The 24,464-nt window shown below is 39.4% G+C and carries 22 protein-coding genes; 9 read left to right on the top strand and 13 right to left on the bottom strand.

Annotated elements, in window-relative coordinates:
* Positions 1–450, top strand: coding sequence for a hypothetical protein (locus NF867_RS08925; protein ID WP_252587474.1), 450 nt, complete (start codon positions 1–3; stop codon positions 448–450).
* Positions 450–1,211 carry a LytR/AlgR family response regulator transcription factor gene (locus tag NF867_RS08920; RefSeq protein WP_252587473.1) on the top strand — a complete coding sequence of 254 codons (762 nt, stop codon included), beginning with the start codon at positions 450–452 and terminating at the stop codon, positions 1,209–1,211. Before NF867_RS08925 ends, NF867_RS08920 begins: the two co-directional genes overlap by 1 nt.
* A gap of 94 nt (positions 1,212–1,305) precedes the next feature.
* On the opposite strand, the gene NF867_RS08915 is transcribed toward NF867_RS08920, so the two are convergent.
* Genes NF867_RS08915 through NF867_RS08900 form a run of 4 tightly spaced genes read right to left on the bottom strand, consistent with a single transcriptional unit; the run spans position 1,306 to position 7,210 of the window.
* Entirely contained in the window at positions 1,306–2,691 is a 1,386-nt protein-coding gene (locus NF867_RS08915; RefSeq protein WP_252587472.1) for an efflux transporter outer membrane subunit, read from the bottom strand.
* A 1-nt stretch (position 2,692) separates the two neighbouring features.
* On the bottom strand, positions 2,693–5,842 hold the full coding sequence (locus NF867_RS08910; protein WP_252587471.1) for an efflux RND transporter permease subunit: 3,150 nt from the start codon (positions 5,840–5,842) through the stop codon (positions 2,693–2,695).
* A 38-nt stretch (positions 5,843–5,880) separates the two neighbouring features.
* Positions 5,881–7,029, bottom strand: a complete 1,149-nt coding sequence (locus tag NF867_RS08905; RefSeq protein WP_252587470.1) for an efflux RND transporter periplasmic adaptor subunit — start codon at positions 7,027–7,029, stop codon at positions 5,881–5,883.
* A gap of 37 nt (positions 7,030–7,066) precedes the next feature.
* On the bottom strand, positions 7,067–7,210 hold the full coding sequence (locus NF867_RS08900; RefSeq protein ID WP_252587469.1) for a hypothetical protein: 144 nt from the start codon (positions 7,208–7,210) through the stop codon (positions 7,067–7,069).
* Positions 7,211–7,300: 90 nt separating this feature from the next.
* Between NF867_RS08900 and NF867_RS08895 the strand changes: the two genes are divergently transcribed.
* The 7 genes from NF867_RS08895 to NF867_RS08865 all read left to right on the top strand — a co-directional run bounded on the left by NF867_RS08895 (position 7,301) and on the right by NF867_RS08865 (position 13,680).
* Positions 7,301–8,302, top strand: a complete 1,002-nt coding sequence (locus NF867_RS08895) for a carboxypeptidase-like regulatory domain-containing protein (RefSeq protein ID WP_252587468.1) — start codon at positions 7,301–7,303, stop codon at positions 8,300–8,302.
* Positions 8,303–8,417: 115 nt separating this feature from the next.
* A complete protein-coding gene (locus tag NF867_RS08890) occupies positions 8,418–9,197 on the top strand; it encodes a TonB-dependent receptor (protein WP_252587467.1) in 780 nt (259 codons plus the stop codon).
* Between the two features lie 44 nt (positions 9,198–9,241).
* Positions 9,242–9,880: a hypothetical protein gene (locus tag NF867_RS08885; RefSeq protein WP_252587466.1), complete on the top strand. Its 639-nt coding sequence runs from the start codon at positions 9,242–9,244 to the stop codon at positions 9,878–9,880.
* Positions 9,881–10,026: 146 nt separating this feature from the next.
* Positions 10,027–11,106, top strand: coding sequence for a fibrobacter succinogenes major paralogous domain-containing protein (locus NF867_RS08880; protein ID WP_252587465.1), 1,080 nt, complete (start codon positions 10,027–10,029; stop codon positions 11,104–11,106).
* 271 nt (positions 11,107–11,377) lie between these two features.
* Entirely contained in the window at positions 11,378–11,590 is a 213-nt protein-coding gene (locus tag NF867_RS08875; protein WP_252587464.1) for a CsbD family protein, read from the top strand.
* The gene (locus tag NF867_RS08870; RefSeq protein ID WP_252587463.1) at positions 11,590–11,874 is read left to right on the top strand and encodes an ATP-dependent Clp protease adaptor ClpS; all 285 of its coding nucleotides are present in this window, start codon (positions 11,590–11,592) and stop codon (positions 11,872–11,874) included. Before NF867_RS08875 ends, NF867_RS08870 begins: the two co-directional genes overlap by 1 nt.
* A gap of 66 nt (positions 11,875–11,940) precedes the next feature.
* Positions 11,941–13,680: a S41 family peptidase gene (locus NF867_RS08865; RefSeq protein WP_252587462.1), complete on the top strand. Its 1,740-nt coding sequence runs from the start codon at positions 11,941–11,943 to the stop codon at positions 13,678–13,680.
* Between the two features lie 30 nt (positions 13,681–13,710).
* Here NF867_RS08865 and NF867_RS08860 read toward each other — a convergent pair whose 3' ends face one another.
* The 9 genes from NF867_RS08860 to thrA all read right to left on the bottom strand — a co-directional run bounded on the left by NF867_RS08860 (position 13,711) and on the right by thrA (position 24,406).
* Entirely contained in the window at positions 13,711–14,493 is a 783-nt protein-coding gene (locus tag NF867_RS08860; RefSeq protein WP_252587461.1) for a ThuA domain-containing protein, read from the bottom strand.
* 193 nt (positions 14,494–14,686) lie between these two features.
* Positions 14,687–15,106, bottom strand: coding sequence for a hypothetical protein (locus NF867_RS08855; protein WP_252587460.1), 420 nt, complete (start codon positions 15,104–15,106; stop codon positions 14,687–14,689).
* A 73-nt stretch (positions 15,107–15,179) separates the two neighbouring features.
* Positions 15,180–15,740 (bottom strand): GNAT family N-acetyltransferase, encoded by a 561-nt coding sequence (locus NF867_RS08850; protein ID WP_252587459.1) that lies wholly within the window; start codon positions 15,738–15,740, stop codon positions 15,180–15,182.
* Between the two features lie 84 nt (positions 15,741–15,824).
* Complete coding sequence (locus NF867_RS08845; protein ID WP_252587458.1) at positions 15,825–16,400, bottom strand: hypothetical protein; 576 nt, start codon at positions 16,398–16,400, stop codon at positions 15,825–15,827.
* A gap of 138 nt (positions 16,401–16,538) precedes the next feature.
* Complete coding sequence (gene fumC / locus NF867_RS08840; RefSeq protein ID WP_252587457.1) at positions 16,539–17,939, bottom strand: class II fumarate hydratase; 1,401 nt, start codon at positions 17,937–17,939, stop codon at positions 16,539–16,541.
* Between the two features lie 178 nt (positions 17,940–18,117).
* Positions 18,118–19,518, bottom strand: a complete 1,401-nt coding sequence (locus tag NF867_RS08835; protein ID WP_252587456.1) for a S41 family peptidase — start codon at positions 19,516–19,518, stop codon at positions 18,118–18,120.
* A gap of 110 nt (positions 19,519–19,628) precedes the next feature.
* Positions 19,629–20,945 carry a threonine synthase gene (thrC, locus tag NF867_RS08830; RefSeq protein ID WP_252587455.1) on the bottom strand — a complete coding sequence of 439 codons (1,317 nt, stop codon included), beginning with the start codon at positions 20,943–20,945 and terminating at the stop codon, positions 19,629–19,631.
* 72 nt (positions 20,946–21,017) lie between these two features.
* On the bottom strand, positions 21,018–21,947 hold the full coding sequence (locus NF867_RS08825; RefSeq protein ID WP_252587454.1) for a homoserine kinase: 930 nt from the start codon (positions 21,945–21,947) through the stop codon (positions 21,018–21,020).
* Between the two features lie 20 nt (positions 21,948–21,967).
* Entirely contained in the window at positions 21,968–24,406 is a 2,439-nt protein-coding gene (gene thrA, locus NF867_RS08820; RefSeq protein WP_252587453.1) for a bifunctional aspartate kinase/homoserine dehydrogenase I, read from the bottom strand.
* Between the last annotated feature and the right edge of the window lie 58 nt (positions 24,407–24,464).

Here is a 24,464-nt window from a genome sequence, read left to right as displayed (position 1 = left end):
ATGAAATTTCTTAATCGCTTCTCACTGCATCTTCACTATAAACTACCTTATCTCAATTGGTATAACTCTATTTTTCCCGATGAATCATTCGCATCATTGGAAGAAATCAATCAAACAGAAAAAACGACCTTTCTCATTCCTGTTTTCGATAGCGATGAAGAAATAGAAGAGTACCTAGAAGAGAACTTCGAGCAGTTTTTTATCGATGAACTATTTGGTGTTTCAATGGCTCAAGAAACCTGGCCACAAGACATTACCATTGAGATGTTTTATGAGTGGTTTGAAGTAGACGTAACGCCAATGGTGGTTGACTACGGAGATGAAGAATTAATTGATGACGAAAGTGAGGGCTTTTCTGACATTTGGGACGAAGACGAGGAGGAAGAAGAAAATGAAGATAATACTGAGGACGACAACATTCGACATTTACCAAAACCGCCTTCTAATTAATGCCTCGGTTTAATACTATCATTATTGACGATGAGCCTTTGGCTCGCAATCGATTAAAGCGGCTTCTGGGTAGCCACGAACAGTTTTTCTCAATTGAAGCAGAGGCTGCTAATGGAGAAGAAGGTCGCCAGCTTATTGAAGAGCTAAGACCTGACCTGATTTTTCTCGACATTGAAATGCCTTTACTTAACGGATTTGAGATGTTAAGTAAATTGTCATTTATTCCATTAGTGGTTTTCACAACTGCCTTTGATCAGTATGCTATAAAAGCTTTTGAAGAGAACTCTATTGATTATTTGCTAAAACCCATTGAACCTGAACGGTTAGAATTGACAGTTGCCAAGCTTCAGAAAGTAAACGAACAGAAAGACACGGCCCACACCGAAAACCTGTTGACAATAATTGAAAAACTGCAGCCCAAAAAAGAGCTTAAAGCATTACCCGTTAAAATAGGTGATAAGTTCTTACTAATTAAAACTTCAGAAATAAGCCATATTGAGGCTGATGAAAAGTATGTTTCCCTCAAAACCCTGTCAGGAAATTCATACCTCACCGATTATACGCTATCGACCTTAGAAAATAAACTACCCGAATGCTTTCTGCGAGTTCATCGTGGATGTATAATCAACACGGAAAATATGAAGGAAGTTCGAAAGGGCTTTAACGGTGCTTTAATTGCTGTTATGAATGATAGCAACGGAACTAAAATTTCTACCAGTCGCAGTTATACAGATAATCTGAAGCGAATTTTAGATATCTAAAGGAGTTTGTTTATAATTAATACTATTAAGGAAATTTAAGGCGTTGGCTTGTCGAAATTAGTAGCAAGCCAACTTCTTAAATTTTATACCTGACCTACCATCCTCCACCTAATGATTTATAAAGTTGCACTGTAGCAGCTAATTGATTTTGTTTGGTAATTGAAGTGTTTAATTCTGATTCATACAACTGACGCTCCGACTCCAAAACTTCCAGGAATGTGGTAAAGCCACCATCATACCTAGCTCTTGAAAGTGAAACAATATTTCTGTTTGCTATTACCTCTTTATTTCGAGCCGCATACTCATCCTGAAACGTTTTAACCGCTTTTAATGAATTTTCAACATCACTAAAGGCAATCAATACTGTTTTTTCATATTGATACAATAACTGCTCTGTCCGTTTTCTTTCTATTTCAACTCTGCGTTTATTTTGTCCAAAGTTAAAAATTGGCCCAAACAACTGACCAGCAACACCAACGGCTAAAGAACCATTCTGCAAGAGATTACCTAAGTCATTACTAGCCACACCGCCAAATCCAGTTAATGCCAATGATGGGAAGCGCATTGCCTGAGCAACACCAATCTGTTCGTTTTGGGCAATTAATGAGTTTTCTGCGGCTTTTACATCCGGACGTCTTTCAATTAAATCAGAGGGCAGCCCGGCAGGGATCTCAAGGCTAATTCCTTGATTTGTGTTTAAAAGACCTCTTGGCACTGAGCCGGGAATTTGTCCTAACAAAACTCTGAGAGCATTTTCGGTTTGAACAATCTCCCGCTCTATTTGCGGAATATTGGCCATCGCAAAGGCAACCTGTTGTTCGGCCTGAAACTTATCAATTTCGGCAACATATCCTTTGTCAAAACGGGCCTTTATCAAATCATAGCTCTCCGTACGGGTTTTGACTGTATTTCTGGAGATAGTCAGTCGCTCATCCAAGCCTCTCAGCTGAAAGTAGAGCTCTGCTACTTGGGCAATTACACTCACTGTAATTGCTTTCCGATTTTCTTCATCAGCCAACAACTGGGCAAACGCAGAGCGGTTAGCGTGGCGAAGTTTCCCCCACAGATCAATTTCCCAATTTACAGTACCTAACAAATTATACGACTCTCCATCAAAGCCAACACCCCCAAACTGCGCATTTTCATTTAGCTTATTATAACCGGCTTGCACATTATAGTTTAAAAAGGGATAAAGATTGGCCTTATTAAAGCCCAAAACAGCTTTTGATTCTTCAACCCTGGCAACAGCCGTTTTCAAATCTTTGTTTTGCTCTAATGCAATACGAATGAGGTGCTGTAAGGTGCTGTCCTGATAAAGTTCAAACCACTTTATATTAGCGATAGAATCACGTCGGAGTGAGTCTGATTGCTGTGCATATGATGTTGGCACATCCATTTGAGGCCTGCTATATTTTGGACCAACAAGGCAGCCTGTAAGCAGGAACAAAATACCGGTAAAAGTTATGAGTTGTCGGTTCATATTAGTGTCCTGTTTGTGTGTTTGTACTTTCACTTTCATTTTTCTTCTTACCCCTCGATTCTATCCAGGTAAAGAAAGAAGGGACAAAGAGCACTCCCAGTATGGTAGCGATAAGCATTCCGGCAAATACGGCCATGCCAATAACTTTACGTGCTTCTGCAACAGCTCCTGAGGCTGTAAGAAGAGGAACTACACCTAAGATAAAAGCAAATGCTGTCATAAGAATTGGTCTAAACCGCAATCTGGCTGCCTCTATGGCCGCATCCATTACAGATTTACCATGTTTTTCATGTGATTCTTTTGCAAACTCAACAATAAGGATAGCATTTTTAGCCGCAAGTCCGATAAGCATTACCAAACCAATTTGGGCAAATACGTTATTTTGATAGCTGGAGCTAAAAAATCCACAAAGCCAAAGTCCAAGGAATGCTCCTAAAACAGCAAACGGGGTTCCGAGCAATACGCTGAAAGGTAACTTCCAACTTTCATATTGTGCCGCAAGGATCAGAAACACAAAGACAAGTGCCGTTGCAAACATTACCCCTGCCGTTCCTTCCGCCGCTTTTTCCTGATATGACATATTACTCCAGGAATATTGCAGATCTTTAGGAAGTACCTGTGCCGCTGTTTCTTCTAATGCTTTTAAAGCTTGAGAAGAACTGTAACCCTCTGCAGGAGTTCCATTAAGCTCTGCAGATCGGTACATATTAAAGCGGTTAGTGAATTCAGGGCCTACAGTATCTGTAACTGTAACCAATGTGCTTATTGGAACTATAGAACCATTTCTACTTCTGACAAAGAATAGGTTCATGTCCTTCGGACTAGTGCGATAGTTAGAGTCAGCCTGCACATACACCTTATATTGCCGGCCAAATTTGTTAAAGTCGTTCACATAAGCACTACCCAGATAAGAAGATATAGTACTGTTTAACTCGGATAGATCAACTTCTAGTTTCTCGGCCTTATCAAGGTCAACGGTAATTTTCTTTTGAGGCACGTTCGAACGATAGGCTGTAAATATCCTGCCGATTTCAGGACGCTTTGAAGCTGCTGCAATAAATTTCTTTGACTCATTGAATAAATAGTCAGGAGTATTACCAGTTTTATCTTGCAGCATAATGGTAAAACCAGCACCGGTTCCCAAACCGATAATTGGGGGTGGGCCAAAAGCTATAGCTGTGGCCTCAGTAATCTCACGAGCGAATTCGGTATTTGTTTGTTTAATGATATCAAAAACAGTATGTTTCCTTTCATCCCAGGGTTTTAAGGCAACAAACACAAAAGCGGTATTGGTTGTATAGGCTGATGTAACCATACTATAGCCCATAATTGTGGTATAAAATTGGATCCCGTCAATTTTTCCGAGAATCTGTTCAATCTTATGAGCCACTTCATCGGTTCGTCCTAGCGATGCGGCATCAGGCAACTGTATGTTCAACATGTAATAGCCTTGGTCTTCTTCAGGCACAAATCCGGATGGAATTAGTTTGGCCAGCACGACCACGCCTACAACAACTATTAATGTAAAGAGTATGGATCGGAATGATTTTTTCACAAAACCTTGAACAATAGCAACATACTTATCGGTAAATGAACCAAACATTTTGTTGAACCAATCAAAAAACTTGTCCAGCCATCCTTTGCTTTCTTTTTTAGGACGAAGCAACATAGCCGATAATGCAGGACTTAAGGTTAAAGCATTAAATGCTGAAAAGCCTACAGAAATGGCAATAGTAATAGCAAACTGTTGGTACAGTCGCCCGGTAATACCACCTGCCAGTGCAACTGGGATAAATACAGCGGCGAGAATCAGGGCGATGGCAATTACCGGCCCTCCTACTTCCTGCATAGCCTTGCTGGTTGCATCCCTAGGACTCATTCCATGTTCAATATTATGCATTACTGCCTCAACTACCACAATTGCGTCGTCGACCACAATCCCGATTGCTAATACCAAGCCTAGAAGAGATAACACGTTTACCGAAAAACCTAATAATGGAAATACCATAAATGTTCCGATCAGCGAAACCGGAACAGTAAGTAATGGAATTAGTGTAGCCCTCCAATCTTGCAAGAAAATAAACACCACAAGGATTACCAGGATAACCGCTTCAAAAAGTGTATGGATAATTTCCTCAATCCCTACCGTTACTGATGCGGTAGTATCCAATGAAACGTCATATTTTAAATCAGGAGGAAAGCTTTTTGACATCTCTTCAATTGTAGACTTTACCTTAGCAGCCACGTCCAAGGCATTTGATCCGGGTAATTGATAAACGGCTATTGTTGCGGCTTGCTTTTGGTTAAGCCGGCTGTAGGAGATATAGTTTTCAGCACCCAATTCAATTCGCGCTACATCTTTCAATCGAACCATCGCTCCTTGCGAGCTTGATTTTACTACAATATTTCCAAACTCATCTTCTGTAGCTAATCGGTCTTGCAAGCGAATGGTGTAGGTATTGTCAACACCTTTGGGAGAGGGTGGACCGCCAAACTTTCCGCCGGGTACAATGGCATTTTGTTTTTTAACAGCATTGATCACATCGTTAGCAGTAAGATTCAGTTTCGAAAGTCTGTCGGGATTTAACCAAATACGCATAGAGTAGTCATATCCCCCAAAAAGGGTAACGTTACCTACTCCGGAAATTCGAGAAATACGGTCGACAATATTAATATTGGCATAATTGCTTAAGAATGTGCCATTGTATGAGCCGTTTGGCGATGACAAAGAAATTAGTAACAAAGGGAAAACTAGTGATTTTTTTGTAGTAACACCGTAGCTTTTCACTTCAGCAGGTAACTTAGCATTGGCTTGCGAAACCCTGTTTTGTGTAAGCATGTTGGCATTATCGAGATTAACCCCTACTTCAAAAGAAACCTGTAGCGTTAATGACCCGTCGCCGGCATTAACAGATTTCATATAAAGCATTTGTTCCACCCCGTTTACCTGTTGTTCAATAGGTGTAGCAACGGCTTGCTCAACATTTACGGCGCTTGCACCGGTGTAAACCGATGTTACCTGGATCATTGGTGGAGTAATTTCGGGATACTGAGCTATTGGAATATTTCGCAGCGTTAACAATCCCATTAAAACCATTATTATGGAGATAACCATGGCCACAATAGGCCTTCTGATGAAAAACTCACTCATGAATCTGTGTTTTAGATGCGATTAATTGGCTAGGGTAGTTAAATTCCTTTTCCAGGAACTACCGGTGTCCATTTGGCTTCAATCGGTGTAACTTTTGAATTGTCGGATAAGGCCGCAGTTCCAATAAGAGCTACCCGTTCATTGGGGTCAAGACCTTTTGTTATAATCCACATATCTCCAACACGTGGCCCAACTTCCACAATTCTAACTTTTAGTGTATTGGTTTTGTCCACTACAAAAACCTGATATAAACTCTGAATTTGATTAACTGCCCGCTGAGGCACTACAACAGCATTAGGATAATTGCTGGCAAGTAGCTCAACCTTTACATACAGACCAGGTCGCAATAATCCGGCTTGATTAGCAAATGAAGCTTCGAGCGTAATTGATCCGGTCTCAGGGTCTATCTGGCGGTTCGCAAAATCAATTTTACCTTTTTCGTTAAATACAGAGTTATCGGGCAGTATTAGGGTAACATCCTGTCGAACGGCCTGGTCGCCTTTATAACTACGCATAAACTTTAAGAATTCGGTTTCATTTATCTGAAAGCGAACTCTTACTGTACCTGTCTGGGAAATAGTAGAGAGTATATTTGAATTGACCCGGCTTACATAGTCTCCAACCCGAACATTGGAAATTCCAATAATTCCATCTATGGGGGCATAGACTTTAGCATACCCCAGTTCAATTTTTGAATTCTGCAACGCTGCTTCGGCAACCTGCTGACGGGCTTTTGCGGCATTATATTCGGCCTGAGCGTTATCAAGGTCCATTTTGCTTAATGCATTCATCTCGGCTAAAGGCCTTACCCGGTTAAGCTGGCTTTGTGCTCTAGCTACTTCTGTTTTTGCTGATGCCACATTGCCCGCCGCCTGATCAACACGGGTTTTGTATTGCATATCATCGATAGTGTAAAGTAGAGTACCTTTATTTACTTTAGTTCCCTCCTTGAAATACATACCCGTTACCCAACCTTCAACTCGTGCTCTAATGTCAACATCAGCTAAACCATAGGTTTGTCCAACATATTCCTGATAAATTGGAACATTTACTTGTTGAGAGTTAATAACGGAGACCTCGGATGGCGGCCCTACTGTAGCAGTTTTTTCACGACAACCAACACTTAAAAAGAGTAGTAACGATATCTGTGAGGCAAGCACAGAAAACAACTTATAGTTTCGAGTCATTTTGAGAGTGTAAATTACTGGAAGTTAATAAAATGCATCATGAATTACTATAGTTCATTGAAAGTTTTTTAAGCTTAACAATGGTGGTATTTTTTTTATAACCCGTTATTAATGTTTCGGTGAATAAATGATAATCATCGGTGGATGATGCCAATTGCCGTTCACCGTTATTATTAAGCATTTCATCGGGCTAATTGTCGTGTTCATCGGTAAAGTGTTTATAAAAGCAGTCTTTATAGCCAAATTTGATCCATCAACCCTAACACAACTAATGAAAACACATCTAATACCACTCACGCTTTCCTTGTTATTGATTGCAATTGGATCTTTCGCTCAAACCAAGGTTTCCGGTGTGATTAAAAATCAGAAAGGCCAGGTGCTAAGTGGGGCGGCAATCGCTATTAAAGATTCTTATGATGGAGCAACCTCCGGTAAAGACGGCAAATTTTCATTTACCACGGATGAAAAAGGCAATAAAGAACTGATAACTAATTTGACAGGTTATGAGGTTAACATGCAGCCAATTTCTCTAAACGGCACAACTATCGAACTAACAATTACTTTAGAAGAAGAAGCTACAGAACTAAATACGGTTGTTGTTACTGCAGGAACAATGGAAGCCAATGATCGCAGCAAGATGGCCCAACTTAAATCATTGGATATTGCCACAACTGCCGGTGCTGAGGCTGATATTATCTCTGCACTTCAAACTTTACCGGGCACACAAGCTGCAAGTTCTGAACAAGGCTTATTGGTCCGTGGAGGAGCTGCATCAGAAACCAAGATGTACTTTGACGGCATGCTGATCAAAAATCCTTACCTGAATGACTTACCTGATATTGCCTCTCGTGGACGATTTTCTCCATTTATGTTTAAGGGTATGAGTTTTAGTGCGGGAGGCTATTCTGCTCAATACGGACAAGCTCTTTCATCGGCTTTGGTACTTGAAAGTAAAGACCTCGAACCTAAAACAACCACAGGGGTAAGCATTATGAGTGTTGGAGGAGGATTGGTTCAAACCAATAAATTCAAAAACAGCTCTCTGCAAGTTGGCGGACAATATATTAACCTGCAACCATATTACGAGTTGGTGAAACAACAGGCTCATTGGAATTATGCCCCACACAGTTACAGTGCATCAGCAAACTATAAGTTGAAAACTGGCAAAACCGGCATGTTCAAGTTTTATTCTGAGTTCTCGAACGGAAAATTGGGCCTCAATTATGACAATCTTGAGGATCTAACTCATCACTTTCAAACACCAACGTTTTAATGGTAATACACGAAACTTTACCGACAATCAAACTGCAACTTTTGCGGAAACTGATTATTATTTCACTAGATCATTAGTTGCCCGTATCGGTTTAAGACTAGAAAACTCGAGCTTAATGCAACAAACCAACCTGGCTCCTCGCTTATCGCTGAGTTATAAACTCAATAAGAATTCTCAAACCTCTATGGCTTATGGCAGATTTTACCAAAATCCGGATGATAATCTATTGATCACGGATCAAAATCTGGACTTCCAATCGGCTGATCATTACATTCTGAATTATCAGTACATGACCGATAAGCGAACTTTCAGAGCTGAAGCCTATTACAAGAACTACAATAACTTGGTAAAATACACCAGTGATGATTTCAATAATCTGAATAATAATGGGAATGGCTATGCCCGTGGTGTTGATATTTTTTGGAGAGACCGAAAAACCTTACCAACCGCCGATTACTGGATCAGCTACTCATTTTTGGATACCAAACGTAATTTCAATGATTATCCGACAGCCGCCCGTCCAAGTTTTGCTGCTAAACACACCCTTAGCTTGGTGTACAAACAATATTTAACCGCTATTCACTCACAAGTAGGGTTCACATACACCTATGCTTCAGGCCGTCCGTATTACAACCCAAATAATATTGATTTCATGAGTGATAGAACTCGTGATTATCATAACCTAAGTATGAACATCAGCTATTTAACCCGGGTAATGCGTCAGTTTACAGTGGTTTATTTATCGATAAATAATGTTCCAGGGATAACTAATATCTATGGATATAATTACTCGAAAGATGGCTCAGTTCGTCAGCCCATTGAACCGCCGGCTCGAAGGACGATCTTTTTGGGTATGTTCATTACCATTGGCAGTTCCGACTTTAACGCTTTATAATTCAATAATCACATTAGAACATTAACTATTTAGAACTAATAATTATGAAAACTACACTCCTAACAATCGCAGCTATTTTTGCTACCACAATTGCCTTTGCTCAAAGTCCGAACTTTGATAAAGGAATGACCAAAGGGCTGGAAATGATGAAAAGCGCCAAAAGTGGCGAAGACTTTTTGGCAACCGCCAACTTCTTCGAACGTGTTGCAACCACCGAAAAAACACAATGGCTTCCCTTTTACTACTCGGCCTACAACTTACTTGTTAGCGGCCACTTCGAGCAAGATCAAAACAAAAAAGACGGCATCTTTGATAAAGCTCTTAACCTTACCTTACAAGCTCAGGCCATCCAACCGACCAACTCGGAACTTGAAGCATTAGCCGGCTATATTAAACTGATGAAAGTATATGTAGATCCAATGAACCGCTATATGGACATTCAGGCTGCTATGGGTAATCTGCAAAAAGCTAAAGAACTGGATCAAAACAACCCTCGTGCAGCATTCATTTTAGCTCAAAACACTTTTTATACTCCTGAAGCCTACGGTGGTGGTAAAAAATTAGCATTGCCAATGCTACAGGATGCCATGAAAAAATTTGAAAACTACAAACCAGCATTCGCATTTGCTCCTGACTGGGGAGCTGAGCGTTGTAAAACCTTGTTGGACGAGGCACAGAAATAGTTGAAGAAATAAACATTTACTTATAATCGAAAAGCGACGACTCCGGTTGTCGCTTTTTTGTTTGATTGAAGCTAGCCCTCTGCCAGAATAAATGCTTTTTTCCTGTTTGCTTTTTCGTTATATTAATATAGCAAATGCCTGTTGGTATGAGAAAGCATATAACACAACACACCTGCCCAATGCCTTTTCCGGCGCCCTACAAAATTTTCAATATCAATACAGAAAGATGGAGTACAAATTTTTTGGCACTTCCGGTGCTACTGGCTGCAGTATTCTTTCTATTACTCGCCTCGGGATGCAGTAAATCTTCTGACTCGGCACCGATTGATGCAGCGACGCTGGCTACTGTGGTCACTGATGAAGTAGGGGCAATTTCGCAAACCACCGGATCAAGCGGTGGACATATTTTAGATGATGGCGGAGCATCGGTATCAGCACGTGGCATATGCTGGAGTACAAGCCATGATCCAACCATTTCAAATTCTAAAACGATTTTGAGTTCTGATGGTAGGATCTTTACCAGTTATGCAACAGGACTTTTACCTGCTACAACCTATTATATTCGGGCTTACGCCACCAACAGTGTAGGTACAGCTTATGGCAATGAGGTTCTCTTTACAACATCAGCAGTGTCTACCACCACCGTAACAGATATTGATGGCAATATTTATCCTGTCAAGACAATAGGAAACCAGACATGGATGTTAGAAAACCTAAAAACGACACATTATCAAAATGGGGATGAGATACCATCTTTAAATGATGCTGCCTGGGGGAGCACTACGTCCGGTGCAGTCAGCGTGTATAATAATGAAGCGGCCAATAACAGCTTGTACGGTAAACTCTATAATTGGCATGCTGGTGTTGATTCCCGAAAAATTGCCCCTCCTGGTTGGCATGTGCCCAGCAGAGAGGAATGGGAAACTCTAATTAATTTTCTTGGAGGATCATCAACGGCAGGCGGCGAATTGAAAGAAGCCGGCCTTGCACATTGGACTACACCTAATACAGGAGCAACCAATTCCAGTGGTTTTAACGGACTACCCAACGGTTCCCGACTAAATACTGGAGCCTTTTCCTTTATAGGCAATAGTTGTTATTGGTGGACAATTACGGAAGATTTTGCAGAAGCCAACGCTGTACTCTTGAAGAACGATGGTACTGATGCGCTCATAATTACAGGCAGTCGGCAAAATGGAGCGGCTATTCGTTGTATAAAGGATTAGCAGAAAAGCTTTTATTTATAGTTCTCAATCTTTTTTCTATAGAAAATCGCAACCAAGTTTTTAAGTATTCAACCTTTGTTTAGGATATTAACTTCTGAAAATCGAATGCTATTTTCTTTAGACTATGCATTTGCTAAGGTTAAAGTACCATTACCCTTCATCCGTTTTCAAACTTTACACATGCAATAGTTAATAGTACGGCAATTCCTCCAAAACTTCCCTTGTCATAACCCGTGCAATCTCTTATTTTTGCACTAAATAATTGTAGTAAATGAGCAATCTGATTAATTCAGCAAACTGGAATCAAGTTAAAACCAAGATCAAACGTAAATACAATCGATTAACTGATGAAGAGTTAACTTTTGTTCCGGGACAGGAGGACGATTTCATCAACAGATTAATGAAAGCAATTAACAAAGACCGCAATTATGTTGAGTTTATGCTAAGCAAAATGCAGTCGAATAAAGAAAACAACCGCTTATAATGATGAGTACGGTTATTGAAACCGAAGTTGTTGAGGAAGTTGAAGTATCGACCGAAGTGGGTGAGCCTGTAAAGCTTGTACTTTGGAATGATGATTTTAACACCTTTGAGCATGTAATTGCCTGTCTTATCAAGTATATCAAGAAATCATACGACGAGGCAGAGGCTATTGCATGGGTTGTTCATACTAAAGGCAAATACATTCTTTTAGAGGGCGCCCGCCGTAATCTGGTAGAGTATTATAATATACTTAAGTTTAAAGGCCTTACAGTTAGCCTCGATTAAGCAACAATACCATTGTAAATTTTCCGTTTTTAGAGAGTATTATTTAGCTTAGGTGAAATAAACTTTATGAACAAGGTAGGTGCTTTCTTTCGGTCGCCCAGAAACATATTTTTAACTGCTGGTATCGGTGCCGGACTGTTTTTGTCGTTTAAGGCGATTGATGAACAATTCGAGATCACCAAAAACCTTGACATATTTGCTGGTGTTTACCGCGAAATTAATCTCAATTACGTTGATAAAGTAGACCCTGCCAAACTTATCAATACGGCTTCTAATGCGATCGATAGTTCCCTCGATCCTTATACCGAATACATTCCCGAATCAGATATCGAAACATTTAAGATGAATTATGTCTCCAATGAATATGGAGGTATTGGCGCATTAATTCTTCAAAAAAATAACAAAACGTATGTTTCTGAAACCTACGAAGGCTTTCCGGCTCAAAAAGCGGATATCAGAGCCGGCGATCAGATGCTTTCCATCAACGGTGTTTCATTAGACAATAAAAGCAATGATGAAGTAAGCGAATTGTTAAAAGGAGCCAATAGCTCTGCATTAACTATTTCTATACTTCGCACGGGAGAAACCAAACCAATTGAGAAAAAGCTTGCCCGTGCAGAGATCAAGTTTCCTAATGTTTCTTATTCCGGAATATTAACAAACCAGGTAGGTTATATAAAACTCGACCGCTTTTTAGAAGGTTCTGCCCTTGAGGTTAAAGATGCTTTTTTGGCCTTAAAGAAAAAGTATAAAATAACAGCCCTGGTGCTTGATCTACGCGGCAATGGAGGCGGAATTTTACAAGAAGCAGTTAAAATAGTGAATTATTTTGTTGCCAAAGGCGAAACTGTGGTTACACAAAAAGGTCGCTTGCCGCAGAACAATTATGTATATCATGCAGGTGCTTTGCCATTAGATAACTCCATTCCATTAGTTGTTTTAGTAGATGACGGAACGGCCTCTGCATCTGAGATAGTTGCCGGCGCCATGCAGGACCTTGACCGAGGGGTGATCATAGGACAACAAAGTTTTGGAAAAGGACTTGTTCAACAAACATTAAAACTTCCTTACAATAGCTTGCTGAAAATTACTATTGCTAAATACTATACTCCAAGCGGAAGATGTATTCAGAAAATAGATTACCTGCATAAAAACACTAATGGACAGGCAATAAACATTGCCGATTCGTTAATATCCGAATTCAGGACCAAAAACGGACGTGTTGTCTATGATGGTCGCGGTATTACACCGGATGTGTACGTTAAACCCTATTATTTTAGTTCACTGGCGGCAGCCTTGATTGAGAATAATTTGATCTTTGACTACGGAACGACGTTTCGACTAAAAAATAACAGTATAAAGCAGGCTCGCGAGTTTCGAATTAGACCTAATGAATACAATGAGTTTGTTGAGTTTGTGAACAGTCAATCCTTTAGTTATTCCACACAAAGTGATAAACTGCTTGAAGACCTTGAAAAAGTAACCAAAAAGGAAAAATACTTTGATCAAATTAACGAGCAATACGAAGTGCTTAAATTTAAAGCACAAAATAATCGGAAGGACGACCTTGTCGAATTTAAACCCGAAATTTCTCAATTATTAGAAAACGAAATCGTATCGAGATATTACTACCAACGGGGCCGTATTGAATCATCGTTTAAGTACGACATAGAATTGAATGAGGCCCTAAAACTTTTTACTCAAAAAGTGAACTACTATAATATCTTAAAAGGTACCGGTGACTATAAAACAATTGGCAAAAACAGTGAATTAGCCCGAAAAGCTGAACTGGCTGAACGCAAATAGCTAACTTTAGCACACGGCTATATCCAACCTTTACTTTTTCTTCCCCAGCCATAGCAAAGAATTGATCACTAACTGATTTTGAGTTTCATTATCGAAAGTAAACGACAATTCTTTATTGGTCTTGTGCTCGTAATCAATATCATTATGACCCATATTGATGTAGATCATTTTATAGCGTGTGTTAGTCCAAACTACCGGATAATAACCCTTGTGCCATATTTCATTCGGCTTAGGCCCTGTTCCCAGAGGGAAGCTCATTGAGTCAATTGATAACAAGATTTTAATTTCAGGGTTTTGGCGTAAGTCATTACTCCATCGATACCATTCATTAGGAGCAGATTTAAAGGTCTTCGGCAGACCTTTTGTAGCCGAATGTTTATTGTCTTCCACTTTCAGAATAGCTGAGGTAGGTCGCCATGTATTGCAACTATATTCACCCGAACCTAAGAACTTATTATGATACCAATCCCAGTTTTGTGGATAGGAAGAATCATTCAGCGCAAATGCTGCAAAGTGAAAGCCCATCCAGGCTCCACCTCTTTCCATATATTTTTCAAACGTCAATCGTTGAGATAGCGAATCAGGTCGGGTATCCAGAAAAATCACGATTTGATAATTAGAAAGAAACGTTTCGTTCAGGTTATTCCAGTTATTAGTCGAATCGTATTTAAAATGATATTGACTACTCATTTTGGTGAACCAGCGATTAGCTTCATGGACGAAACTGATATGTGCTTCATCGTTCTTAGCTGTATAAAAGGCAACTACATTGAAGTTGGACCTTTTTATCTGAGCAAAAACAGAAAAGCTCAAACAACTAACGATTAAGAGGAGAGCTGTTTTTTTAATGAATAAATGCATTTATTTTTTCCTCGATATCTTCAAGTTGATAATCAAAATTAGTCGCGTCTATCTTAATTATTTTCCTGTTTTTTTAAAACAATACCAATATTTTTCGAGTTGAGTCTCTTCTGCCAATATTTCTTTCGGTTACTGTAAACTGAATTTATTTCACCTCTTTCACCCTAACGTACACATGACCGAATGGCTCAACATGATTATCTATAAAGGTCAATGTATCGACTGTTATGGTAAACAGATTGTCTTCACTATTACCTGCCAAGTCAACAAATTTTATTGCCGGAGCTTTTTCGGTGGAAAAGATATTATCGATATAAACGATATCATACTTTCCTTCTCGAATTGTTTGCCCATTTGCAAGTGTTCTAAAGGTTTTATCGGTGGTGAATACAACTCTTGAGGTTTCCTTCGGATAAGTCTTTTGATTTCCGGTCAAACCGCCAACTGAATAAACCCACTCCCAGCTTCCGGTTAACTTAGTCGTTAAGTCTGCATCCCGATCTTTTTTGCAACTAACTGTAGTTACCAAAGAAACTACTACCAGTAATATGTTTAATGATTTCATGGACATGCTTTGTGTAAAAATAGAAAAAGAGCTCTAAATATATTGATAGCCACTTGTTAAACAGCGTTTTGAATCAATGAATATAAGCTTTCCTTTTCAATTGCTCCCAGTCTTGTCGTGTAATCTTAAGCCAAACTTGCTCGGCTCCATGGTAATCAAAGGTTTCAACGTGCTTTAGTCCTACCTTTTCCAAAACCTTTCTTGAGCCAAGGTTGTCTACATCAGCAACCCCAATTAATTCATCAAGATTCAATTGTTCAAAGGCATAATCAACCCAAGCCAATGCAGCCTCTGTTGCATATCCTTTGTTCCAATAGTCTGGTATAAAACGATAACCGAGATCATAGTAATTAATCTGATTGTTCACAGGCTCTTTTACCAATTTCAACCCAGCCCAACCCATAAAATTACCTGATTCCTTTTCAATTACCGCCCAACGACCGATCCCGTTTTCTTTGTATTGCTGATGGATCATTTTAATAACTTCCTGTATTTCATCAATAGCCTTTACAGGTTTATTTCCTAAATAACGATGCACTTCCGGGTTGGAATCGAGCTCAAAAAGTGCTGATTCATCTTCCGGAAGGATAGGACGAAGGACGAGACGAGGGGTTTGAATAGGGGTGCTGTTCATTGCAAGTTTTTCCTAGCAATTTAAGTCTTATTAGTGTGATTACTTAAATAAGGTTATTAGTCTTACTTAAAATACTTATTTAGATTACGCAAAAAAATACCAAATAGTTAACCCTAAACCGGCAAGCATAATTGCATTCAGCTGTTCTTCTTCCTCGAGCCAGCCTCTTTTGAAAAAAGTAAGGATGGATAAGATAGATAGCATGGTTAGAAATATTTTTACCATAGCAATATTAGAAGTATAGTTAAAGCATGAGTTATCCACTTTTGAAATCGCCGTCGCTTTAAAAAAAACATTTCGATACGCTATTATATGATCACCCTTATTGATACTAACGCAACCTCCAATTGGTGTTGTGTAAACATTGCCCTCCGTTGTAGAATAGTTATAATTGGTAGTAGACGACCCTCCATATTTTGTCCGAGAGCTACTAAAAGAGTACCCTGTAACTTCCTCTGGAGTCGATTTGAAAGGTAAGAACGGCAGATAATTCAGAACTGTAAAAAGAATAAAAAAGCACCTGACATAGACAGTCACCTTAAAGAATTTACTTTTTCGATATAAAAAATTAATGGCTCTATCTCTACGCGATTGCTCTCTTAATCTCTGCAGGTTTAACAATGACCTTTGTTGTCTTTCTTCGGTGGTAAGTCTGCTCATTACAATTGCTAATAACTGTTAAAAAGGCAAAATAAATAATATTGAACAAAAGGTAATTGGTAAATTTTATACGGGGAATATAAAACTGAAAAAGAAAGTGTGATTGCCAAAATTGACAATCACACTTATTGTTATAGGTTACTTAATTTCACCTACCATATCTAATGGGTTAACCCACTCGTCGAACTGTTCAGCCGTAACATAACCTAATTCAACAGCAGTTTCTTTTAAAGTTTTACCTTGTTTGTGTGCTGTTTGAGCAATTTCAGCTGCTTTGTAATACCCAATTTTTGTATTTAAGGAAGTTACAAGCATCAACGAATTGTTCAGGTGGTTGCTAATGTTCTTCTCAATTGGCTCAATCCCGGTCGCACATTTATCATTGAAAGAAACACAAACATCACCAATTAAACGCGCTGAATGCAAGAAGTTATAGATCATCATTGGCTTGAAAACGTTCAATTCAAAGTGACCGTTTGAACCTCCAATATTAATTGCTACATCGTTTCCTAAAACCTGAGCTGCAACCATGGTCATAGCTTCACATTGAGTAGGGTTTACTTTACCTGGCATAATTGAAGAACCTGGCTCATTATCCGGAATATGGATCTCACCAATACCTGAACGAGGACCAGATGATAACATTCGGATATCGTTACCGATTTTCATCATGCTAACAGCAACTGTTTTTAAAGCACCATGAGCTTCAACAATTGCATCGTGAGCAGCTAAGGCTTCAAACTTATTCTCAGCAGTTACAAAAGGCAGTCCTGTTAAGTTAGCAATGTGTTTAGCCACATTCTCTGAATAACCTTTTGGGGTGTTAATTCCTGTTCCAACGGCAGTTCCACCCAAAGCTAATTCCGAAAGATGCGCCAAGGTATTATTGATGGCTTTTAAGCCATGGTTTAATTGAGAAACATAACCTGAAAACTCCTGACCTAAGGTTAATGGAGTTGCATCCATAAAGTGCGTACGACCAATTTTAACTACGTGCTTAAATGCTTCAGCTTTAGCTGCAAGAGTGTCTCTTAATTTAGTAATACCTGGAATAGTAGTTTCAATCAGCATTTTGTATGCAGCAATGTGCATAGCTGTTGGAAAAGTATCATTTGACGACTGTGATTTGTTCACATCATCATTCGGGTTTAATACTTTGTCTTTATCTGTTAACTGACCACCGTTTAGCACATGAGCGCGGTATGCAACAACCTCATTCACGTTCATATTCGATTGGGTTCCTGAACCTGTTTGCCAAACAACCAACGGAAACTGATCATCAAGTTTACCTCCCAAAATTTCATCGCAAGCTTTACCGATCAAGTCAGATTTTTCTTTTGATAATACACCTGCATCCAAGTTAGTTAATGCAGCCGCTTTTTTCAGGTAAGCAAATGCCTTAACAATTTCTTTTGGCATTTTGTTGATGTCTTGCGCAATCTTAAAATTTTCGATTGAACGTTGAGTTTGAGCTCCCCAGAATTTCTCTGCCGGAACCTGAACTTCACCCATGGTGTCCTTTTCTATGCGGTATTCCATATGTTATATTTTGAATAAAAAACTATTTATTATTGGCGGGCAAATTTAGAGTTTTTCCACTCCAAAGAGGTGAATTTTATCATTTTATATCTATAAAATTCATTGCATTAAACGCAAACAAGCGAACCTATTATCATAAGTCCGCTTGTTAACACACAAGGTTTATTGCTAAACTAGCTTAATGTTTTTTTTCTTTAAAAATTGATCCTTTAAATGAGCGATCGAACTTAGCATTAGCAGCCTCTACAATCGGGCTTGGACGAGTAACCGATTCGGTTGCAGCTGCCGATGTAGAAATAACGCCATTCTGAATCCACCCTAAAGCAGCCTTTAATGACGCTTCCTCAGAATCACCAAAATCTTTAGTCAGATCATCTTTAGCTAATCCATCGGGAGTAAACCCTTGAAAATAATCACTTGTTCCAGCCGAGTTAGTTGACTTAACTGCAACAATTAAAGTAGTATAGGCATCACTAAGTCCCCGATTGATGGTTATAGGATAAAAACCAACCGGTTTACCATAAGTGGTCGCTCCGAACAATTTCTGATTCTCACCTAAATAAGGCTTGAGTACATTGATTAACAATTCACTCGCCGATGCTGTACCGCTGGTGCCAATAAAAGCTACTTTACTGAGCAAAGGAAGTTTTTGAGCTGAATTGTCGAATTTAACGCTTTCATTCCATCCTTCATTTGTCAATAAGGCATTATGCTGATCAGAATACATTAGTTTATTTTTTGCTGCTGCGGGTGCCAGCAAATTGGCAAAATGTTCAGCAATATCAACTCTTCCGCCACCGTTATAACGTAAATCTACCACAACATCTGTAACATTTTTAGAAGCAAAATCATCAAAGGCAGCAGAAATCTCCTGAATTGCAGTACCAAAAAAAGTGTTAAACATGATATAGCCAACTTTCTTAGCTCCCAAATCAATCACTGAACTTTTAATTACGGTATTGGCACTATAAGTACTAGAACCTAAAGTAAGTGTCTTAGTAGCATTCGCTGGAGTTTTAAACACTACAGAAATTGAGTTGCTATTCAAGGCGGTGTTCAAAGCACTAATATTATCAGTGTTGGCAGCAACACCGTTTATAGACATTACTCTCCAACCTCGGGCCACATTTTGAGCACCTGCAGATGAGTTTTTATACACATAGGTGATACGAAGGTCATCAGAATAGTCACCTGATGAAATTCTGTTAAATTTAAAACCGCAGCCAAAATCTGATTCATTACCATTGGCTAGATTATCGTAATCAGCCTTGGGTAAACCAAAACTATAATGATCTATATGTTTACCATTTAATAATGGACTATAGGTTTTAACTTTTTCAATTACCTCATCAGGACCCGCTAAAGACGTAGCTTTAAAAACTTCTTCCGACGGCAAATTATCAACCCATAAATAAAAAGTTTCTGCTACCAGATAAACACTATCTCGCACATCGCCCGCCGTTACAGGAGGTACCGGATCGGAATCTGAATTTTTCTTACAAGAGGTGGATACAATGATAGGAAGAGCCAAAAAGGCAGCAATAATTATCCAAAATGAGGGAGAACGTTTGGACTTCATAAAATATGGTTTTAAACAGTTAGTAAATGAACTAATATCAGTAATTATAAGTTAATCAATTTAAAGTAATTAACGTAAAAATAACTGACATTAGTTCACCAAACCCAGCTTTAAACCAATTGAATATCAACGCTTTTCAAAAGCAGTTCTTTAAGCTGATTATAATTGTTTTCGAGTAGCACAGACACCTTTTCTTTAGAAAGCAGGCTTTCCAGTTCTGATGGAATAGTTACCTTTTCACCTAATGTATCTTCTACCACATCAATAAATTTGCATGGATGTGCGGTTTCCAGAAAAATTCCCTGAGCATTATCGCTTTGTATAAGCGCTTCTTTTAAACCCAGATAGCCTACTGCTCCATGAGGGTCGAGCACATAGCCGGTTTGTTTTTTCACATCACGCATCACCGCTTTGGTTTCATCATCAGTGTAACTAAAACTCAAAAGCGATGACTTTAATACGTTAAAGCTTTTATCGTGCAACTCTTCAATTCTGATAAAATTGCTAGGCTCACCAACATCCATGGCGTTTGAAATTGTTTGAACCGATGGTTTTGGCAAATAATCACCGGTGTTCAAATATTCGGTCACTACTTTATTGGCGTTAGTTGAAGCCACAAAAAGATCAATTGGCAAACCTAGTTTTTTGGCCATCATTCCGGCGCAAATATTACCGAAGTTTCCACTTGGCACCGAAACAACCAATTTCTTGGTTTTGTCTTTCAGCTGCTGATAAGCGAAAAAGTAATAAAACATTTGAGGCAACCAACGAGCAACATTAATAGAGTTTGCAGAAGTAAGGTTAAGAGCCTTATTTAAGTCTTCATCTAAAAAGGCGGTTTTAACCATACGCTGGCAATCGTCAAACGTTCCATTAACTTCTAAAGCCTTTATATTTTTACCAAGAGTGGTCAGTTGTTTTTCCTGTATATCGCTAACCTTACCACTTGGATAAAGTATCACGACCTCAACGCCGGGAACTCCCAAAAAACCATCGGCCACAGCTCCACCAGTATCTCCCGATGTTGCCACAAGCACCGTAACTTTCTTCTCTTCAAATTTTGAGAAAGCCCCTAAACAACGAGCCATAAAGCGAGCACCTACATCTTTAAAGGCGAGCGTTGGCCCATGAAAAAGCTCTAAAGAGTACACATTTGGTTCAACTGCAACTAAAGGAAAATCAAAATTGATGGTTTCAGCAACGATTCGACGTAAATCCGTCTCGCTTATTTCATCACCAACAAACTGCTTAATTGCCTGAAAAGCAATTTCTTCCTTAGAATAATTATCAATATTCTCAATAAATTCTTTAGCTAAGGGAGTAATGGACTCTGGAAAATACAATCCTTTGTCGGGAGCAAGGCCTTTTACCACCGCTTCGCTGAATTTCACCTTTGGGGCTTTATGATTTAAACTGAAATAGTTCATAATTTAATAGTTAATAGTTCTTGGTTAATTGTTATTAATTGCGTTTGAACACAGCGCTTGCATGCCCATGAACTATCTGCCATTAACCACTTTGACACCTTCTTTATTCACTTTCGACAAATGAATGTCATAATCGATACCAACCTTATCATAGATCTCGGCCATTATTGATTTAACCCTTTGGGCAGTTTCTTCGCCACGGCTTAGCATAAAAATGGATGGACCTGAGCCCGAAATCCCACCTCCCAATGCACCTGCTTCTTTCGACTTCAGTTTCACTTCCTGAAAAGCTGGTATCAAAATCGAACGGATCGGTTCGACAATAGCATCCTCCAATGAACGGCTGATCAAATTATAGTCTGATTTCATTAATCCTGCTACCAATCCGCCAACATTACCCCATTGTCTGATCGCATCTTTCAGCAGCACATTACGCTTTAAGATTTCGCGTGCATCAGAAGTTTTTACTTCTATTTGAGGATGGATGACTGTTGCATAAAGCTCATCAGGGGTATCAATACTAATAATATCTAAAGGCTGATAACTGCGAACCAAGGTAAAACCTCCAAAAATTGCCGGAGCAACATTGTCGGCATGAGCTGTACCCGATGCTAAACGCTCTCCTTCCATCGCAAAACGAGCCAAGTCAGTTTTCGAAAATGGTTCTCCCAAAAGCTTATTTGCAGCTACCACGGCACCTGCTGAACTTGCTGCACTTGATCCGATCCCGCTGCCGGGTTTTATCTTTTTATAGATCTCAACTTCAAAACCAACCATTTCTTTTACTTCATTCAAAAGCGAAAGTAAAGCAACGCCGGCCACATTCTTGGCAGCTTCGAGCGGAAGGTTAAACCCATCCACCTTAGTAATACGAACCGTTTTTTCGGGGATTGTCCGTAAAACCATTTCATCTCCCGGACTATCTAACGCAAAGCCCATTACATCAAAACCGCAAGCAACATTGGCAACAGTTCCAGGGGCAAAAATTCTTATTTCTTTCATGAGTTATGTTGAACCGGCTATTAAAGAACAGTTTTGATAATATCAGCAAAAATCCCAGAAGCTGTAACATCAGCGCCTGCACCAGCTCCTTTTACAATTAATGGTTGGTCAGGATATCTGTCGGTGGTAAACAATACGATATTATCTTTCCCATCCAACTTATAAAGCGGATGCTCAGGCGCCACTGATTTTAATCCAACAGAAGCTTTTCCATTGTCGTAGGTAGCCACAAATTTTAATTTCTCTCCTTTAGCTGACGCTTCAGTATACAAATCATCGAAAACTTGTTTGTGCTCTTTTAATTTCTCAAAGAAATTATCCACCGAACCTTCAAGGCAATCGGCCGGCATAAACGGATCAGAGTTAATATCATCCATTTCCATTGCCACACCGCTTTCACGAATAAGTATCAGGATCTTGCGTTTTACATCGGTACCGGTTAGGTCGATGCGTGGATCTGGCTCAGTATAACCCTCAGTTTGTGCTTGACGAACAATTTCTTCAAATGAAACACCTGTTTTAAAGTTGTTAAAGATGAAGTTTAAACTGCCTGATAACACCGCTTCTATTTTACGAATGCGGTCACCGCTGCGAACCATGTCGTTCAAGGTTCCAATGATCGGCAATCCTGCCCCCACATTGGTTTCGAACAAGAATGAAACGTTATGATCCATTGCTGCGCGTTTTAAGCTGCGGTAGTTCTGATAGGCGGAAGCGGCGGCAATTTTATTACAGGTCACAACTGATATGCTACTTTTCAAGTAATCATTGTAGATCATGGCTACATCTTCACTAGCAGAATTATCCACAAATACACTGTTACGCATATTTTTAGCCTTTGCATGTTTAGCAAACGAAGTTAAAGTCATCGGCTCACCGCCTTCTAATTGTTCCTTCCAGCTTTCGAGGCAAATCCCTTCATCATTAAAGGCCATTTTCTTTGAGTTAGCCAAGCCTACAACACGTACATTTAAGCGAAGTTCCTCACTTAAAAAGCGCTGTTGTTTCTTAATCTGATCTAAAAGCTTGCTCCCAACATTACCCACTCCGGTAATAAATAAGTTAAGCTGCTTTATAGGTTTCTCAAAGAACTCCTCGTGTAATACGTTGAGTCCTTTTTTAACGTCCTTCTCATTAATTACTGTTGAAATATTCTTTTCAGATGAACCTTGAGCAATGGCCCTGATGTTTATACCATTTTTACCTAAGGCGCTGAACATTTTACCACTTACCCCTGCATGATTCTTCATCTTGTCGCCTATTAATGCTACAATAGAAAGCTCTCGTTCAATCATTACCGGATCCACTTTTTTAACGCTTATCTCAAAAGCAAACTCACTATCGATAGCTGTTTTAGCTTTGATGATATCTGCTTCGTTGATGGCTACACAAATTGAATGTTCAGAAGAACTTTGCGTGATAAGGATAACATTTACTGCTTCACGCGCTAAAGCCTCAAACAAACGCTTTGAAAAGCCCGGAACACCCACCATACCACTTCCTTCCAAGCTCATTAAGGCAATCTTATTAATGCTCGAAATCCCTTTAACCATGGTATCGTTACCATTGCCATTCTCATGGATCAGGGTTCCTGCATCATCAGGAGCAAAAGTGTTCTTCACCCACACAGGGATCCTTTTCTCTAAAACCGGCTGGATAGTTGGCGGATAAATGACTTTGGCTCCGAAATGAGAAAGCTCAAATGCTTCACCATAAGAAATTCGTTCAATTGGATAAGCCTGACTTACTACTCGAGGATCTGCAGTCATCATACCGCTTACATCGGTCCAAATTTCAAGCACCTCTGCATTAATTGCACCTGCAACAATAGCTGCTGAATAATCAGAACCGCCACGGCCCAATGTTGTAGTTTCTCCATTTTCATTAGTAGCTACAAAGCCTGGCAAAACCGTTACATCACTAGCTTGGTTAAAATATTGCCAACAACGCAAATTGGTTGTTTCAAAATCAACAGCGGCTTTACCAAAATTTGAGTCGGTTTTGATAAGTTCCCTTGTATCTTTTAGCGACACATTTACACCCTCTGATTTCATACGCTCTGCAATGATAAAAGAAGATAAAAGCTCGCCTTTCGACATAATGCGATCGAGGGTTTTTGAGGAGAGCTCTCCAATAAGAAATACTCCCTCACAGGTGCTTTCGAGTTCATTAAGCAGCTTTTTAACCTGACTTAGTACAGCACTCTGATTAGCTATAGGAATGAGCTTGCGAACTTCGGCCAAATGCCTGTTCTCAATCTCGTTTAAAACATCTTTATAATCTTCATTTCCTTGTGCTGCCATTTTTCCGGCTGCAATTAGTTTATCTGTAATACCCCTCAAGGCCGATACAAATACAGCCAATTTCCCTTCTTCCGATTTCTCTTTAACAATTGCAACAACCTTGTCAATGTTTTCTGCTGATGCAACTGATGAACCACCAAATTTTAAAACTTTCATATATGCGAATAACTGGGTTTGCCTAAAACTTAAATGTTTAGCTTCCTAAGGTTAAAAA

Origin of the sequence: Solitalea agri (assembly GCF_023914155.1) — a bacterium.
GTDB lineage: Bacteria > Bacteroidota > Bacteroidia > Sphingobacteriales > Sphingobacteriaceae > Solitalea > Solitalea agri.
Note: the sequence above shows the minus strand (reverse complement) of the source record. Positions and strands in the feature narration are given on the sequence as shown.